Raw genomic sequence first — 14,343 nt, 5'->3', positions numbered from 1 at the left:
GGTCAGCCGATCCGTGCGCGGCTGCCCAGGATGCCCTGGGGTCGGATGACGAGGATGACGATCAAGAGCAGCAGCCCTCCGACGTACTTCACGTCATTCGGGATGACGAGAGTCGACATCTGCACGAACACACCCACGATCAGGCTGCCCACGAGGGCGCCGTACGCGGTGCCGAGGCCACCCAGGGTGACACCGGCGAACATCAGGAGCAGCAGGCGGAAGCCCATGTCCCACTGCACCTGGTCGGACAGGCCGAGCAGCACGCCGCCCAGTGCGGCGAGCGCGCCACCCATCATCCACACGACCAGGATGACGCGGTTCACGTCGATGCCCGACGACGCCGCGAGGTCGCGGTTGTCGGACACGGCGCGCATGGCCTTGCCGATCTTCGTCCGCTGCAGCATGACGGCCACGAGGACGAGGACGACGATCGAGATGATCACCGAGGCGAGGTCGGCGTTGGTCATCGTGAAGGGGCCGTAGTCGACGGCGCGCCCTCCCGAGAAGCCCTGGTAGGGGCTCGACCGGCCGCCGTAGACGATCTGGATCAGGTACCGCAGCAGCAGCGACAGGCCGATCGAGACCACCAGCGCGGCGATCAGGCCCGTGCCACGCCGCCGCAGCGGCCGCCAGAGCGCCAGCTCGTTCAGCGCCCCGACCGCGGCGCCGACGACCATCGCCAGGACGGTCGCGACGATCAGGTTCACGCCGCCGGAGACGTTGATGTACCAGCCGGCGACCGCGCCGATCGTGACCAGCTCGCCGTGCGCGAAGTTGGTCAGCCCCGTGGTGCCGAAGATCAGCGAGAGGCCGACGGCGGCCATCGCGATCAGCAGACCGAAGCGGATGCCGTCGACGAGGAGCTGGACGGCCTGGATGTTGCCGCCGCCGGAGCCGCGGCTGCCGTCCTCGAGACCGATGATGACCGCCTGGCGCCGGCCGTCGTCGACCGTGACGGTGCGGCTGGCCTCGCCGGCGAGCTCGACGCCGTCGGGCAGGTCGTCGGCGTCGATCGAGACGGTGTACTGACCGGCACCGGGGAGGTCCACCGCCCAGCGGCCGTCCTCGTCGGTCTCGACCTCGTCGACGTCCTCACCGGCGGTCGTGGTGACCGTGACGCCGATGCCCTCGATCGGGCCGCTCCGGCTGGTCTGCAGCGTGCCGGCGACCTGCTCGCCCTCGGCCGAGGCGATGCCCGGCGTCAGCGCGGCCAGGCCGAGCCCGAACGTCAGGACCAGCAGCAGTCGGACGACGACGGGGGTTCCCGCTCGACGACCATGCCGGCGGGCACGGTTTCCCGCGTGCGTCACTCGACCTCCCAGACGGATTTGTTGAGGTCGGACCCTAACCCGGTTCTGTGTCGGTGCTGTTGCCGCGTGCTGAGCTGTGACCTTTCCGCGACACGCCGGAGGCGTCACGCTCCGCCATCGACCGGCTCGCAGCGGTGATCCCAGCAGGTGGGAGGCCGGTCCGGCGGGCGATCGCGGGGACCGTTCCCCGGTCCTGCGCGGAGCTCAGTCGCTCTTCCGGGTGTTCAGCGTCATGCAGGTCAGCCGGGCCGTCGCGGTCTGTCGGCCCTGGTCGTCGGTGATGTCGATGACGAACGTGGAGAGGGTGCGACCCCGCCGGACGGGGGTGCAGACGGCGGTCACCGTTCCGGCGGTCGCGGCGCGGATGTAGCTGGCGTTGAGCTCGATGCCCACGACCTGCTTGTCGGGGCCGGCGCCGATCGCGGCCGCCATGGAGCCGATCGTCTCGACCAGCGTGCAGGTGGCGCCGCCGTGCAGGAGGCCGAACGGCTGCTCGTTGCCGGCGACGGGCATGGTCGCGACCATCCGGTCCGGATTCCAGTCGGTGATCTGGACGCCCAGCTTGTCGTCGAGAGGGCTGCTCACGCCGTCGGGCAGCCAGGCCGGGGGAGGAGTGCTCATTCCCGCACCGTAGCCATCGCCCGGGGCGTCCCGGGTGTCGGCGGCTGCACTTACGATCGGCGGCGATGTCCGCTCCCGTCTCCGCCCCCGTGTCCACCGCCCCCACGACCTCCGGGGTGCGCCCGCGGCTGCTGCTCCTGGACGGGCACTCACTGGCCTACCGCGCCTTCTTCGCGCTGCCGGTCGAGAACTTCTCCACCACCACGGGACAGCCGACGAACGCCGTCTACGGCTTCACCTCGATGCTGATCAACATCCTGCGGGACGAGAAGCCCAGTCACCTCGCCGTCGCCTTCGACGTGGGCCGCAAGACGTTCCGCAGCGAGATCTACGCCGAGTACAAGGCCAACCGCGCGGAGAGCCCGACGGACTTCCGCGGCCAGGTGAGCCTCGTGCAGGAGGTGCTGGGGGCGCTGCGCGTGCCGGTCATCACCGCCGAGGGCTACGAGGCCGACGACGTCATCGCCACGCTCACCGTCCAGGCCGTCGAGCAGGGCATGGACGTGCTGATCGCCACCGGTGACCGCGACGCGCTCCAGCTGGTCAACGAGCACGTGACGGTGCTCTACCCGCGCAAGGGTGTCTCGGAGATGACCCGCTTCACGCCGGAGGAGGTGGAGGCGAAGTACAACCTCACGCCGGCGCAGTACCCCGACTTCGCCGCGCTGCGGGGCGACCCGAGCGACAACCTGCCGAGCATCCCCAGCGTCGGCGAGAAGACCGCCGCGAAGTGGATCCGCGAGTACGGCAACCTCGACGCGCTCGTCGACCAGGTCGACACCGTCAAGGGCAAGGTGGGGGAGAAGCTGCGCGAGCACCTCTCCTCCGTGCTGCAGAACCGCCGGCTCACCGAGCTCGACCGCGCGGTGCCGCTGGAGCTGGGCCCGCAGGACCTCGCCGTCCAGGCGTGGGACCGCAACGAGGTGCACACCCTCTTCGACAACCTGCAGTTCCGGGTGCTCCGCGACCGGCTGTTCTCCACGCTCACCAGCGCAGAGCCCGAGGTCGAGGGCGGCTTCGACGTCACCGTCGACCAGGTGGCTCCCGGCGACCTCGGAGCCTGGCTGGACGCGCACGCCCGCACCGGGCACACCGGCGTGATCTTCCGCGGCACCTGGGGTCGTGGCACCGGCGAGCTCACCGGCCTGGCGCTCGCGGCTGCCGACGACCACACCGCGTTCGTCGACCTCGGCCCGGACCTGGACGTCGCCGACGAGCAGGCGCTGGCCGCCTGGCTCGCCGACGCCGACCGGCCCAAGGTCGTGCACGAGGTCAAGGGCCCGCTGCTGGCGATCTGGGCCCGCGGCTGGGAGCTGGCCGGCGTGGCCAGCGACACCGCCCTCGCCGCCTACCTGGCCCTGCCGGGGCAGCGCTCCTTCGACCTCGGCGACCTCGCCGTGCGGTACCTGCGCCGCGAGCTCAAGGACGCCGCGGAGCCCGAGGGGCAGCTGACCCTCGACGGGCTCGGCCCGAGCGACGACGACGTCGCCGCCGAGGCCGCGAAGGCCGACGTCCTCAAGGCCGTGGCGGTCAACGACCTCTCCGACGCCCTCGAGCAGGTGCTCGGCCAGAAGGGCGGGGCGCACCTGCTCGGCGGCATCGAGCTGCCGCTCACGCGGGTGCTCGCCTCGATGGAGTACCGCGGCATCGCCACGGACGTGGACTTCCTGCAGGAGCTGCAGAAGGAGTTCGCCGACGCCGTCGCCGCGGCTGCCGCCGAGTGCTACGCCGTCATCGGACGCGAGGTGAACCTCGGTTCCCCGAAGCAGCTGCAGGCGGTCATCTTCGACGAGCTGGGACTGCCCAAGACGAAGAAGAACAAGACCGGCTACACCACCGACGCCGACGCGCTCACCTGGCTGTTCGAGCAGACCGGGCACCCGTTCATGGAGCACCTGCTCCGCCACCGCGACGTCACCCGGCTGCGCACGGTCATCGACGGGCTCATCCCGATGGTGGACGACGGCGGCCGCATCCACACCACGTTCCAGCAGACGATCGCGGCGACCGGCCGGCTCTCCTCGACCGATCCGAACCTGCAGAACATCCCGATCCGCAGCGCGGAGGGCCGTCGCATCCGGCAGGCGTTCGTGGTGGGGCAGGGCTACGAGTCGCTGATGACGGCGGACTACAGCCAGATCGAGATGCGGATCATGGCCCACCTCTCCGGCGACGCGGGCCTCATCGAGGCGTTCATGTCGGGGGAGGACCTGCACACGTTCGTCGCGGCGCGGGCCTTCGGCATCCCGATCGAAGAGGTCGACCCGGAGATGCGTCGCCGGATCAAGGCGATGAGCTACGGACTGGCCTACGGATTGAGCGCCTACGGGCTCTCCGGGCAGCTGCGCATCTCCGTCGAGGAGGCGCGGGAGCAGATGCACGCCTACTTCGAGCGCTTCGGCGGCATCCGCGACTACCTCGACGGCGTCGTCGGCGAGGCCCGGCAGACCGGCTACACCGAGACGACGCTCGGCCGGCGGCGCTACCTGCCCGACCTCACCAGCGACAACGGACAGCGGCGGCAGATGGCCGAGCGCATGGCCCTCAACGCGCCCATCCAGGGTTCGGCGGCCGACGTCATCAAGGTCGCGATGCTCGACGTGGAGAAGGCGATCGTGGCCGAGGGCCTGAAGTCGCGCATGCTGCTGCAGGTGCACGACGAACTCGTGCTCGAGGTGGCCCCGGGGGAGAGGGACGTCCTGGAGACCCTCGTGCGGCGCGAGATGGCTGGCGCCGCCGAGCTGTCCGTTCCGCTCGAGGTCTCGGTCGGCTTCGGCCGGACCTGGGACGAGGCCGCCCACTGAGGGCTGGATGATGGCGCTGCTGCGCACGGCACAGCTGGACGCCGGCGCGCTCGCGGAGGTGCGCCGGCTGCTCGACGCGGCGTTCCGTGGAGAGCGCTTCGGCGACGACGACTGGCGGCACGCGCTCGGCGGCGTCCACGCGCTGGTCCGGAACGACAGCCGGCTCGTCGCGCACGGCGCTCTGGTGCCGCGGTCGTTCCTGCACGCCGGCCGTCCGCTGCGGGTCGGCTACGTCGAGGCGGTGGCGGTCCACCCGGCCGAGCGCCGTCGCGGACTGGGCTCGGCGGTGATGGCGGAGCTCGAGGACGTCGTGCGCCGCGAGTACGACGCCGGTGCGCTCAGCGCGACCGAGGACGGCGCCGCTCTCTACCGGGCGCGCGGCTGGCTGCGCTGGCAGGGAACCGCCTGGGCGCTCACGCCGGCAGGCCGGATCCGCACCGCGGAGGACGACGACGCGGTCTTCGTCCTGCCGGCCGTAGCGGAGCTCGACGTCACCGGCGAGCTCACCTGCGACTGGCGGACCGGCGACCTCTGGTGACAGCGCGGGCGGCTGTAGCGACGACCGACATGAACGCTCTACCTGAGCTTCAGGGTCGGGTGCAGACCAGGATCAACGTGCCCGGGACGAGCTCACCCCGCTCCGGGGACCACTGACCCCAGTTCTCCGTGCGGCCCGGCGTCCACTCGGGCTCGACCAGGTCCTCGAGCACGAGGCCGGCCCCCACGACGGCGCGGACCCAGTCGCCGACCGTGCGGTGGTGCTCCACGTAGACCGTGCGTCCGGCCTCGTCGGTCTCCACGTAGGGCGTGCGGTCGAAGTAGGAGGAGACGATCCGCAGGTCCTCGGGGTCGGGGGAGTCCGGGAACGGCCAGCGCATCGGGTGGTTCACCGACGCCACGAACCGCCCGCCGGGCCGCAGCACCCGGGCGACTTCCCGGAGCGCACCCTCGACGTCGGCCACGAACGGGAGTCCGCCGAACGCCGAGCAGGCGAGGTCGATGCTCGCGTCGGCCAGGGGCAGCGCGCCGGCGTCGGCCTGCAGGAGCGGGACGTCGACGCCGGTGGACCGGTTCAGCTCCGCGGCCCGGGCCAGCATGCCGCCGGACAGGTCCAGCGCCACGGCGTCGGCCCCGGCGGTGCGCAGCCAGCGCGAGCACGGCGCGGAGCCGCAGCCGATCTCGAGCACCCGCCGGCCGGCGACGTCGCCGAGCAGGTGGGCGTCGGCCTCGCGCAGCCCCTCGGGGCACCAGAGGAAGTCGGCGTCGCCCAGGTCGGACCCGTGCTCGGAGAGGTAGGCCGGTGCCGCGGCGTCCCACCAGGCCCGGTTGGCGCGCACCGATTCCTCGGCCCCGGCGGGCCGGCGGGCTACCCCGCCGGCGACGGGATAGCCGTCGCTCGCGAGCGGCAGGGACGACGACGGCGGGGTGGAGGTCATGACACGCCGATCGTGACACGCCGCCGGTCGATCAGCGGGTCCACCCAGGTGGACCGGGCCGTCTCGGCGTCCGTACCATGGAGGGGCGCCAGAAGTCTGACGAGTTCCGCCCGTTCGCGTGGGTGGCCCGCGCCGGCTCTTCCCGCTGTTCTTCCCCGTGGTCGTGCGGCCGCGGGTGTCCTGTCCCTACGCATTCCCCGTCCGGAGCTACCAACCACATGACCTCCACTCAGGTCCGTCCTTCCAGCACCCCCCAGGTCGCCATCAACGACATCGGTACGGCCGAGGACTTCCTCGCCGCCATCGATCTGACGATCAAGTACTTCAACGATGGCGACATCGTCGAGGGCGTCATCGTCAAGGTCGACCGGGACGAGGTGCTGCTGGACATCGGCTACAAGACCGAGGGCGTCATCCCCTCGCGCGAGCTGTCCATCAAGCACGACGTCGACCCGAACGAGGTCGTCAAGGTCGGCGACGAGGTGGAAGCGCTTGTTCTCCAGAAGGAGGACAAGGAAGGCCGTCTGATCCTGTCCAAGAAGCGCGCGCAGTACGAGCGCGCCTGGGGCACGATCGAGGCCAAGAAGGAAGCCGACGAGGTCGTCACCGGCACCGTCATCGAGGTCGTCAAGGGTGGTCTCATCCTGGACATCGGCCTCCGCGGGTTCCTCCCGGCCTCGCTGGTCGAGATGCGCCGCGTCCGCGACCTCCAGCCCTACGTGGGCCGCGAGCTCGAGGCGAAGATCATCGAGCTCGACAAGAACCGCAACAACGTCGTGCTCTCCCGTCGTCAGTGGCTGGAGCAGACCCAGTCCGAGGTCCGCAGCGAGTTCCTCAACAAGCTCGCCAAGGGCCAGGTGCGCTCGGGTGTCGTCTCCTCGATCGTCAACTTCGGTGCGTTCGTCGACCTGGGCGGCGTGGACGGCCTCGTGCACGTCTCCGAGCTGTCCTGGAAGCACATCGACCACCCGTCCGAGGTCGTCGAGGTGGGCCAGGAGGTCACCGTCGAGGTCCTCGACGTCGACCTGGACCGCGAGCGGGTCTCCCTGTCGCTGAAGGCGACGCAGGAGGACCCGTGGCGTCAGTTCGCCCGGACCCACCAGATCGGGCAGGTCGTCCCCGGCAAGGTCACCAAGCTCGTTCCCTTCGGTGCGTTCGTGCGCGTCGACGAGGGCATCGAGGGCCTGGTCCACATCTCCGAGCTGGCCGAGCGCCACGTGGAGATCCCGGAGCAGGTCGTGCAGGTCGGCGACGAGATCCTCGTCAAGGTCATCGACATCGACCTCGACCGTCGTCGCATCTCGCTCTCGCTCAAGCAGGCCAATGAGGGCGTCGTCGGCGAAGAGGACCAGTTCGACCCGGCCGCCTACGGCATGTCCGCGTCCTACGACGCCGAGGGCAACTACATCTACCCCGAGGGCTTCGACCCGGAGACCGGCGAGTGGCTCGAGGGCTACGACGAGGCTCGCGAGACCTGGGAGCGGCAGTACGCCGAGGCCCAGGCCCGCTTCGAGGCGCACCGCAAGCAGATCGCGGCCGCCAAGGAGGCCGACGCCGAGGCGGCGGCCGGTGGCAGCTACTCCAGCGACGACGCTGCCGGCCCGGACGCCCCGGCCGCCAGCGGTGGCGGCACGCTGGCCAGCGACGAGGCGCTCGCGGCGCTCCGTGCCAAGCTGGCCGGCGGCGAGTGACCTGAGGGTCTGACCCGCTAGCTCTGCACGTCGGAGGCCCAGGACCCGCACGGGTCCTGGGCCTCTGTCGTTCCCGGGAGCAGCACGAGCCGCCGCACCGACGACGAAGGGCCCGTGGACGGTGACGTCCACGGGCCCTTCGTACGGGCAGGGCGAGCGCCCGCCGGACGGAGTGCGACTTCGGACGGGACGCGCGCGTGTGCGGCGCGGCTGCCCCGGAGTCCCTCGACAGCGTCCCGTCCGCGAGGACGGAGGCGGATCAGAGGCTGAGGATGATGGCGAACGCGGTGCGGGGGCGGCCGCCGGAACCGGCGAGGAAGCTCCAGGTGTGGCGCCCCGTGGTGGGCGTGGAGAACATCCAGCGCAGCAGCGAGCCGCGGTGGGCGACGGCCGGCCGCTGGAACTGCATCCGGTCGCGGACCGCCGGGATGTCGGCGCAGCGCACACCGGTGGCGGTGCCGAGGCGGTGGCGGCCGGCGCCACGGCGGGCGGCGCGGGTCGTCGTGGATGCAGCGTGCGTGTGTCCGGACATGTTCTCGTTCTGCCTCTCTCGGCGGGGAAGATCGCCAGGGGGAACGTTAAGGGTGGGACTCGTGTGACTACTGCGACGCGCCGGGTGTGTGGGGCTCGTGTTACCGCTCCGTGATCTTCGCGGCTCGGTCGCTACTGTCCGTACGTGCTGAAGATCGGACTCACCGGAGGCATCGGCTCGGGCAAGAGCACGGTGTCCGCCCTCCTGGCCGCGCGGGGCGCGACCGTCGTCGACGCCGACCGCATCGCGCGCGAGGTGCTCGAACCGGGAACCCCTGGGCTCGCAGCCGTCGTGACGGAATTCGGGCCCGAGGTGCTGACGTCGGAGGGTGCTCTCGACCGCGCCGTCCTGGCCGCGATCGTCTTCGCCGACGACGCGGCGCGCGGGCGGCTGGACGCGATCGTTCACCCGCTCGTGCGGAAGCGGTCCGCGGAGCTGGTCTCCGCCGTCCCGCCGGACGCGGTGGTGGTCAACGACGTCCCGCTCCTCGTGGAGACCGGCCAGGCAGGCTCCTACGACCTGGTGGTCGTCGTGGAGGCCGATCCGGAGACCCGGGTGAGCCGGCTGATCGGTCGTGGCCTCTCCGAGGCGGATGCGCGCGCTCGCATCGCGGCCCAGGCCACCGACGAGCAGCGTCGCGCCGTCGCCGACGTCGTCGTCGACAACAGTGGCACGCAGGAGCAGCTCGCCGAGCAGGTGGAGCGGCTCTGGGCGGAGCGGGTGTCACCGACCGCGGGCTGACGGTCCCCGGTATGACAAGAGCCCCAGGTCATCAGACCTGGGGCTCTTCGTGGTGGGCGATACTGGGATCGAACCAGTGACCTCTTCCGTGTCAGGGAAGCGCGCTACCGCTGCGCCAATCGCCCCTTCCGGCCTCGCGACCGGACCCTCCTCCGCGCTCGTACTCCGGAGGAGACGAGGTGGAGACGGGATTTGAACCCGTGTAGACGGCTTTGCAGGCCGTTGCCTCGCCTCTCGGCCACTCCACCGCACGCGGGAGCCGGTCTCTCGACCGGCCCCCGAGGTTCCGAGCGGATGACGGGATTCGAACCCGCGACCCTCACCTTGGCAAGGTGATGCTCTACCACTGAGCCACATCCGCGCTACGAGAAAGAACTTTAACCGACGCCCGGAGGGGGTTTTAAGGGGGGGTCTCCCCGCCCCCTCCGGAGGGCGCCGCGGGTGCGTTTCCGCAGGTCAGCGGCCCGGCGAGTCCGGTCCGCCGTTGGACAGCAGGGCGTCGAGCTCCTGGTCCAGGCGGAGCAGCGCGCTCTCCGAACCGGCCGGCACCAGCGCCTCGGTGTGCCGCAGGAAGGCGGCGACCGTCGCGCGGGAGAGCTCGAACAGCGCCTCGCCCGAGGGAGCGCGCAGGTGGAGGAACAGGACGTCGGTGCTCGCCTGGGCCGGCCAGATGCGCACGTCGCCGTCGCCGGTGGGGTGCTCCAGACCTGCCTGCAGCAGCTCGCGGCCCACCAGCCAGGCGATGCCCTCCTCGTCGTCCTGCTCACCCACCTCGCCGAAGGCGATGCGGACCGCGAACGGGTCCGAGGGGTCGTAGCAGAGCAGCGCGGGGACCTCGGTCCACGACTGCGGGCCGACCAGGTGAAGAGTGATGGGGGTGATGTGACCGGGGGTCCATCGGCTCGTCATGTCCGGTCAACGACGCACGCCTCGAAAAGTGACGTCCTGCCAACCGTTTCGCCCCGTCCGTCCCACCAGTCACAGGGGCCTCGCGGAACCGCGGATTCGGCACACTGAACCGCAGGGGGGCGACGGTGCGAACGCTCCATGTGACGATGGGAGCCGTGAGTCGACCGGTGCGCCGATCGGAGGACGGCGTCGGCGACGTCGAGCTCCTCCAGCGCATCCGTGCGGGCGAACGGAACGCCGTCGACGAGCTGTACGAACGCTTCCGCCGCCCGGTCTTCGCCCTGGCCCGTCGCATCCTCACCGACGACGGCCTCGCCGAGGACGTGCTGCAGGACGTCTTCCTCGGGGTCTGGCGAGACCCGTGGGCCTATGACGACGCCCGGGGCAGCTTCGCCTCGTGGCTGCTGGCCGTCGTCCACCACAAGGCCGTCGACGCCGTGCGCCGGGAGGAGTCCCAGCGCCGCCGGCAGGCCCGGGCGGAGGACGAGGCGGTGCTGGACGCGCCGACCGCCACCCGCGACGTCGAGGACGACGCGTGGTCGCGGGTCGTGGCCGACCAGGTCCGCTCCGCCCTCGGCGTGCTGCCCATGGCGCAGCGCGAGGCTCTGACGCTGGCCTACTACGGCGGGTACACCCAGCGGGAGGTGGCCGCTCTCACCGGCACACCGCTGGGAACTGTGAAGACACGGATGTTGGCCGGCATGCGCAAGCTCAAGAGCGAGCTCGGTGGGCTGTCGGGGCAGAGCGGGAGCGCGCTGGACGACAGTGCGCCCCTGGACGGGACGGCACGATGACCGGGGAACACGCCTTCGACGAGCTGGCGGTGGGCTGGGCTCTGCATGCGCTGGAGCCCGACGACGAAGCGGCGTTCGCCCGGCACCTGGCCGGCTGCGAGCGCTGCGTCCGGACGGTGTCCGAGACCGCCGAGGTCATGGCCGCCATGGCACGGGACCTGCCCTCGGCCGAGCCGTCGCCGGAGCTCCGCTCCCGCCTGCGCGCCGCCGTCGAGACGACCGAGCAGCTCCCTGCGCCGGAGGCGCCCCGGCCGGCGCCGACGAGCGATACGGAGCTGACCGGGCCGGCTCCGGTCCCCTCGCGGCTCGCGCGCAGGCGCCCCCTGAGCCGTGTGCTGGTGGCCGCGGCTGCCGCCGCCGTCCTGGGACTGGGAGCGTGGACGGCCGTGCTCAGCCAGTCCCGCGAGGAGCTGCAGTCCACGCTGGCCGCGCAGGAGGAGGTCGTGGCCCAGCTGACCGAGCCGGGACGGTCCACCGTCGTCCCCCTCACCGACGACGATCGGCGGGTGGGCACCCTCGTGGCCCGCGACGACGTCGTGCACGTGGTCACCCACGGCCTCGACCGCAACGACGTGTCCACGGAGACCTATGTCCTGTGGGGCCTCGGCAGGGGCGAGCCGACCCCGTTGGGCACGTTCGACGTCGAACGGTCACAGATCGCGGTGGAAACCGTAGGCTCCGGGTCGACCGGACTCGACCAGTTCCCTGGATACGGGATCAGCATCGAGCCCGGTCGGCAGGCCCCGTCGGCTCCGACGGGGGTCGTCGCGACCGGGCAGGTGGACAGCTGAGCGGATCAGACACGACGGCGGCAGCCACGGGCGGTTCCACGCGCGGGGAGACCTCCGACGAGCGTCGGGCACGGTACGACGCCGACGAGGTGCACAGCCTGCGCGAGCGCGTGGCCGAGGCCCGGTGGCGTCGCCGGCTGGCGTCCACCCGGAGCCTGAACCACAGCTACCGCGTCGGCGTGGGCATCGTCGGCGGCCTCGTGGTCGCCGTCGGACTGGCCACCATTCCGCTGCCGGGGCCCGGTTGGCTCACCGTCATCGCCGGGCTGTTCGTGCTGGCGACGGAGTTCACGTGGGCCGAGCGCCTGCTGGAGTTCACGAAGCACCACGTCAAGCGGTGGACCGACTGGCTGGGCGATCAGCCGGTGTGGGTGCGCCTGCTCATCGGGCTGGCGACGGCGGCCTTCGTCTACGGCGTCCTGGTGGTCACGCTGCACATCATGGGAGTGCCCGACTGGGTGCCGGGGTGGGTGCCGCTCTGGCGGTGAGCGTCTGGCACAATCAGTCGCGCAACGGGCGATTGGCTCAGTGGTAGAGCGCTTCGTTCACACCGAAGAGGTCACTGGTTCGAACCCAGTATCGCCCACGTTCGCGAAGGGCCAGGTCCACCCCAGGGATGGGGAGACCTGGCCCTTCTCGTGTTCGCGCCCCACATCCACCCGTACTCGCCTCGCTAGGGTGCGGACATGGGCCGAGCCCGATCGTTCCCCGTCGCCTTCGGCGTCACAGCCCTGCTGCTCGCGGCTGCGAGCTGGCTGCCATGGTTCAGGCGCACGGTCGCGACCAGCTGGGGTGAGACCGGCGTGCTGAGCGCCGGCGCCTGGGGCTCGTCGACCGTCTGGTCGGCCGCTGTCGTGCTCGGGGTCGTTGCCGGTGTCGCGGCCGTGGTGGTCGGGCACCGGACCGGTGGCGCCGTGGTGGCCCTCGTCCTCGCCTCCGTCGGGCTCGCGCTGTGGTTCACGGAAGTCGTGCGCGTGCAGCAGTCGAGCCCCGAACCGGGGACGGCAGGAGGCAGCATCTCGCTGACCGTCTCCGAGAGCAATGCGACTGATCGCGAGCCCTTCGAGGGCTACGGAGTCGAGCGGGACGAGCTCAGCCTGATCACTCTCGACGGGTACACCTCCGAGTTCGCCGGCGGTGTGTGGACAGGAGGCCTGCTGCTCGGCGTCCTCGTGCTCCTCGCCGCTGTGGCGACGCGGTCCGCACGTCGAGGAGAAGGCTCCCGGTGACCCGAGGCGCCGCTGCCGGTCGCGGCGAAGCCGAAGCGGACGCGGTCGCCACGGCGTGATCCCGGCGCCGGGGGGACCATGGCAGCGGTGAGCGCCCAACCCGACCGAGCAGCCCGGCTGGAGCGGATCCTCGACCGGGACGGCCGCACCTGCGTGTGGTGCGGACGGGAGTTCTCCGGACTCGTTCGGGCGACGACGGAGCACGTCGTCCCGCGCGTGAAGGGCGGGCCGTCCTGGCTGACCAACGAGGTGGCCGCCTGCCGCCGCTGCAACGCCGAGCGCGGTCACCGCACCCCGGTCGAGTGGCTGGAGGAGTGCCTGCGTCGCGGCTGGCCGGCCGACGAGAACCGCCTGGGCCGCACGCTGGCCGCGTTGTCCGACGCGATCGGGACCGCCGGTGGGCAGCGTCGCGCGCGTCCCTACCTGGATGCCCAGCTGCGCCGGCTGCGCCGCCGGTCGGGCGGCGCAGCCGGGCGAGCGGCGGGCTGACCGCTCATAGTCGCCGTAGGTCGGCAGGAACCAGTGGGCGGTGAGCGGGCGGCGACGGGGTCGGCGGGCGGGGACAGGGTCGGGGCGTGGGACGAGACGGCTCCAGGGCACGAGGGGGAACCGGCACAGCACGGGGTGCGGCCGGAGAGGGGAGGGGCGCGCGAGGGAGCGCGGCGCCGAGCGTGGACCCCGGGGCGTCAGCGCCGCGCCGTGCGGGGGCGCGGACAGATCGCGCTGCCGACCCGGACCAGGTCGACGTGCCGACGGCGGGTCAGCGAGGCGCCGACCGACCGGGATCCCGTCATGCGGCGCAGTCTTCTGGGTCGATCGGTTTGGTGTCAGATCGTCTCCGCCGGGCCCGCGTAGCGTGGCGGAAGTGAGCGACGTGGTGGCCTCGGTGGCCTCGATCTCGGTGTTCCCCGTGAAGTCCCTGGCCGGGCGAAGCGTTCCGGTCGCCGTGGTGGAGCCGGCCGGACTGCGCGGTGACCGGGCGTACTCGGTCGTCGAGGCCGACACGGGGGAGCGGGTCACGGTGAAGACGACGCCGGAGCTGCACCAGGTGGCGGCCACCGGCGACAGCGAGGCCGACGCCCGCACCCTCAGCGAGGTGCTCGGCCGGCCCGTCAGGCTGGCCGCGAGCGACAGCCCGCAGGTCGACGCCGCGGCGGTGCACCTGGTCTCCCGACAGGCGATCGACCGCGCGTCGGCCGGTGACGTCCCCGAGGGCTGCTCCGCCGACGACCCGCGCGCCAACGTGCTCCTGGACCTGCCCGACGGCGACGAGCGCACGTGGGTGGGGCGGACCGTCCGCATCGGGGACGCCGAACTGCACGTCACCCGCACGCCGAAGCACTGCCTGGGCGTCTACGCCGAGGTGCGGCGACCGGGGGAGATCACCGTCGGGGACGCCGTCCGGCTCTAGTCCGGGCGACGTCTCGGGGGCGGACGGGCACGCGCACTAGGCTCGGGGGCCGGTGACCGGCCTCGGCCGGGCGC

At 71.8% G+C, this 14,343-nt stretch carries 16 protein-coding genes and 4 tRNA genes; 11 read left to right on the top strand and 9 right to left on the bottom strand.

The annotated features are described in order from the left end of the window. Positions 1–2 precede the first annotated feature (2 nt). Positions 3–1,310, bottom strand: a complete 1,308-nt coding sequence (locus LBW97_RS00875) for a branched-chain amino acid ABC transporter permease (RefSeq protein WP_224497517.1) — start codon at positions 1,308–1,310, stop codon at positions 3–5. Positions 1,311–1,514: 204 nt separating this feature from the next. Next, entirely contained in the window at positions 1,515–1,931 is a 417-nt protein-coding gene (locus LBW97_RS00870; protein ID WP_224497516.1) for a PaaI family thioesterase, read from the bottom strand. Positions 1,932–1,996: 65 nt separating this feature from the next. On the opposite strand from LBW97_RS00870, the gene polA reads away from it, so the two are divergent. After that, positions 1,997–4,735 carry a DNA polymerase I gene (polA, locus tag LBW97_RS00865; RefSeq protein ID WP_224497515.1) on the top strand — a complete coding sequence of 913 codons (2,739 nt, stop codon included), beginning with the start codon at positions 1,997–1,999 and terminating at the stop codon, positions 4,733–4,735. Positions 4,736–4,742: 7 nt separating this feature from the next. Then, positions 4,743–5,273 (top strand): GNAT family N-acetyltransferase, encoded by a 531-nt coding sequence (locus LBW97_RS00860; protein ID WP_224497514.1) that lies wholly within the window; start codon positions 4,743–4,745, stop codon positions 5,271–5,273. Positions 5,274–5,322: 49 nt separating this feature from the next. On the opposite strand, the gene LBW97_RS00855 is transcribed toward LBW97_RS00860, so the two are convergent. Beyond that, positions 5,323–6,171 (bottom strand): class I SAM-dependent methyltransferase, encoded by an 849-nt coding sequence (locus LBW97_RS00855; RefSeq protein WP_224497513.1) that lies wholly within the window; start codon positions 6,169–6,171, stop codon positions 5,323–5,325. 218 nt (positions 6,172–6,389) lie between these two features. Between LBW97_RS00855 and rpsA the strand changes: the two genes are divergently transcribed. Further along, the gene (gene rpsA, locus LBW97_RS00850; RefSeq protein WP_224497512.1) at positions 6,390–7,862 is read left to right on the top strand and encodes a 30S ribosomal protein S1; all 1,473 of its coding nucleotides are present in this window, start codon (positions 6,390–6,392) and stop codon (positions 7,860–7,862) included. 259 nt (positions 7,863–8,121) lie between these two features. Here the strand turns inward: rpsA and LBW97_RS00845 are convergent, their stop codons facing one another. Further along, positions 8,122–8,394 (bottom strand): hypothetical protein, encoded by a 273-nt coding sequence (locus LBW97_RS00845; RefSeq protein WP_224497511.1) that lies wholly within the window; start codon positions 8,392–8,394, stop codon positions 8,122–8,124. A 144-nt stretch (positions 8,395–8,538) separates the two neighbouring features. Here LBW97_RS00845 and coaE point away from each other — a divergent pair, with 144 nt between their 5' ends. Further along, positions 8,539–9,135: a dephospho-CoA kinase gene (coaE, locus tag LBW97_RS00840; RefSeq protein WP_224497510.1), complete on the top strand. Its 597-nt coding sequence runs from the start codon at positions 8,539–8,541 to the stop codon at positions 9,133–9,135. Between the two features lie 50 nt (positions 9,136–9,185). Here the strand turns inward: coaE and LBW97_RS00835 are convergent. The 4 genes from LBW97_RS00835 to LBW97_RS00820 form a co-directional block, all read right to left on the bottom strand. Then, positions 9,186–9,260: transfer RNA gene (locus LBW97_RS00835), tRNA-Val, on the bottom strand. A 52-nt stretch (positions 9,261–9,312) separates the two neighbouring features. After that, a tRNA-Cys gene (locus LBW97_RS00830) sits at positions 9,313–9,383 on the bottom strand. 41 nt (positions 9,384–9,424) lie between these two features. Beyond that, positions 9,425–9,496, bottom strand: a tRNA-Gly gene (locus LBW97_RS00825). Between the two features lie 95 nt (positions 9,497–9,591). After that, a complete protein-coding gene (locus LBW97_RS00820) occupies positions 9,592–10,044 on the bottom strand; it encodes an SsgA family sporulation/cell division regulator (RefSeq protein WP_224497509.1) in 453 nt (150 codons plus the stop codon). 146 nt (positions 10,045–10,190) lie between these two features. On the opposite strand from LBW97_RS00820, the gene LBW97_RS00815 reads away from it, so the two are divergent. The 6 genes from LBW97_RS00815 to LBW97_RS00790 all read left to right on the top strand — a co-directional run bounded on the left by LBW97_RS00815 (position 10,191) and on the right by LBW97_RS00790 (position 13,347). Next, positions 10,191–10,838 carry a sigma-70 family RNA polymerase sigma factor gene (locus LBW97_RS00815; protein WP_224497508.1) on the top strand — a complete coding sequence of 216 codons (648 nt, stop codon included), beginning with the start codon at positions 10,191–10,193 and terminating at the stop codon, positions 10,836–10,838. Further along, the gene (locus tag LBW97_RS00810; RefSeq protein ID WP_224497507.1) at positions 10,835–11,629 is read left to right on the top strand and encodes an anti-sigma factor domain-containing protein; all 795 of its coding nucleotides are present in this window, start codon (positions 10,835–10,837) and stop codon (positions 11,627–11,629) included. Before LBW97_RS00815 ends, LBW97_RS00810 begins: the two co-directional genes overlap by 4 nt. 89 nt (positions 11,630–11,718) lie before the next feature. Then, entirely contained in the window at positions 11,719–12,117 is a 399-nt protein-coding gene (locus tag LBW97_RS00805; RefSeq protein ID WP_224497506.1) for a TIGR02611 family protein, read from the top strand. 26 nt (positions 12,118–12,143) lie between these two features. Further along, a tRNA-Val gene (locus LBW97_RS00800) sits at positions 12,144–12,215 on the top strand. A 100-nt stretch (positions 12,216–12,315) separates the two neighbouring features. Next, positions 12,316–12,858 carry a hypothetical protein gene (locus tag LBW97_RS00795; RefSeq protein WP_224497505.1) on the top strand — a complete coding sequence of 181 codons (543 nt, stop codon included), beginning with the start codon at positions 12,316–12,318 and terminating at the stop codon, positions 12,856–12,858. A gap of 87 nt (positions 12,859–12,945) precedes the next feature. Continuing rightward, positions 12,946–13,347, top strand: a complete 402-nt coding sequence (locus tag LBW97_RS00790; protein WP_224497504.1) for an HNH endonuclease — start codon at positions 12,946–12,948, stop codon at positions 13,345–13,347. A 197-nt stretch (positions 13,348–13,544) separates the two neighbouring features. Here LBW97_RS00790 and LBW97_RS20565 read toward each other — a convergent pair whose 3' ends face one another. Continuing rightward, positions 13,545–13,652, bottom strand: coding sequence for a putative leader peptide (locus LBW97_RS20565; RefSeq protein ID WP_374489159.1), 108 nt, complete (start codon positions 13,650–13,652; stop codon positions 13,545–13,547). A 71-nt stretch (positions 13,653–13,723) separates the two neighbouring features. Here LBW97_RS20565 and LBW97_RS00785 point away from each other — a divergent pair, with 71 nt between their 5' ends. After that, entirely contained in the window at positions 13,724–14,269 is a 546-nt protein-coding gene (locus tag LBW97_RS00785; protein ID WP_224497503.1) for an MOSC N-terminal beta barrel domain-containing protein, read from the top strand. Positions 14,270–14,343 lie beyond the last annotated feature (74 nt).

Source organism: Blastococcus sp. LR1 (genome assembly GCF_020166105.1).
Classification (GTDB): domain Bacteria; phylum Actinomycetota; class Actinomycetes; order Mycobacteriales; family Geodermatophilaceae; genus Blastococcus.
The sequence above is the reverse complement of the archived record's forward strand: the minus strand, read 5'-3'. Positions and strand labels throughout refer to the sequence as shown.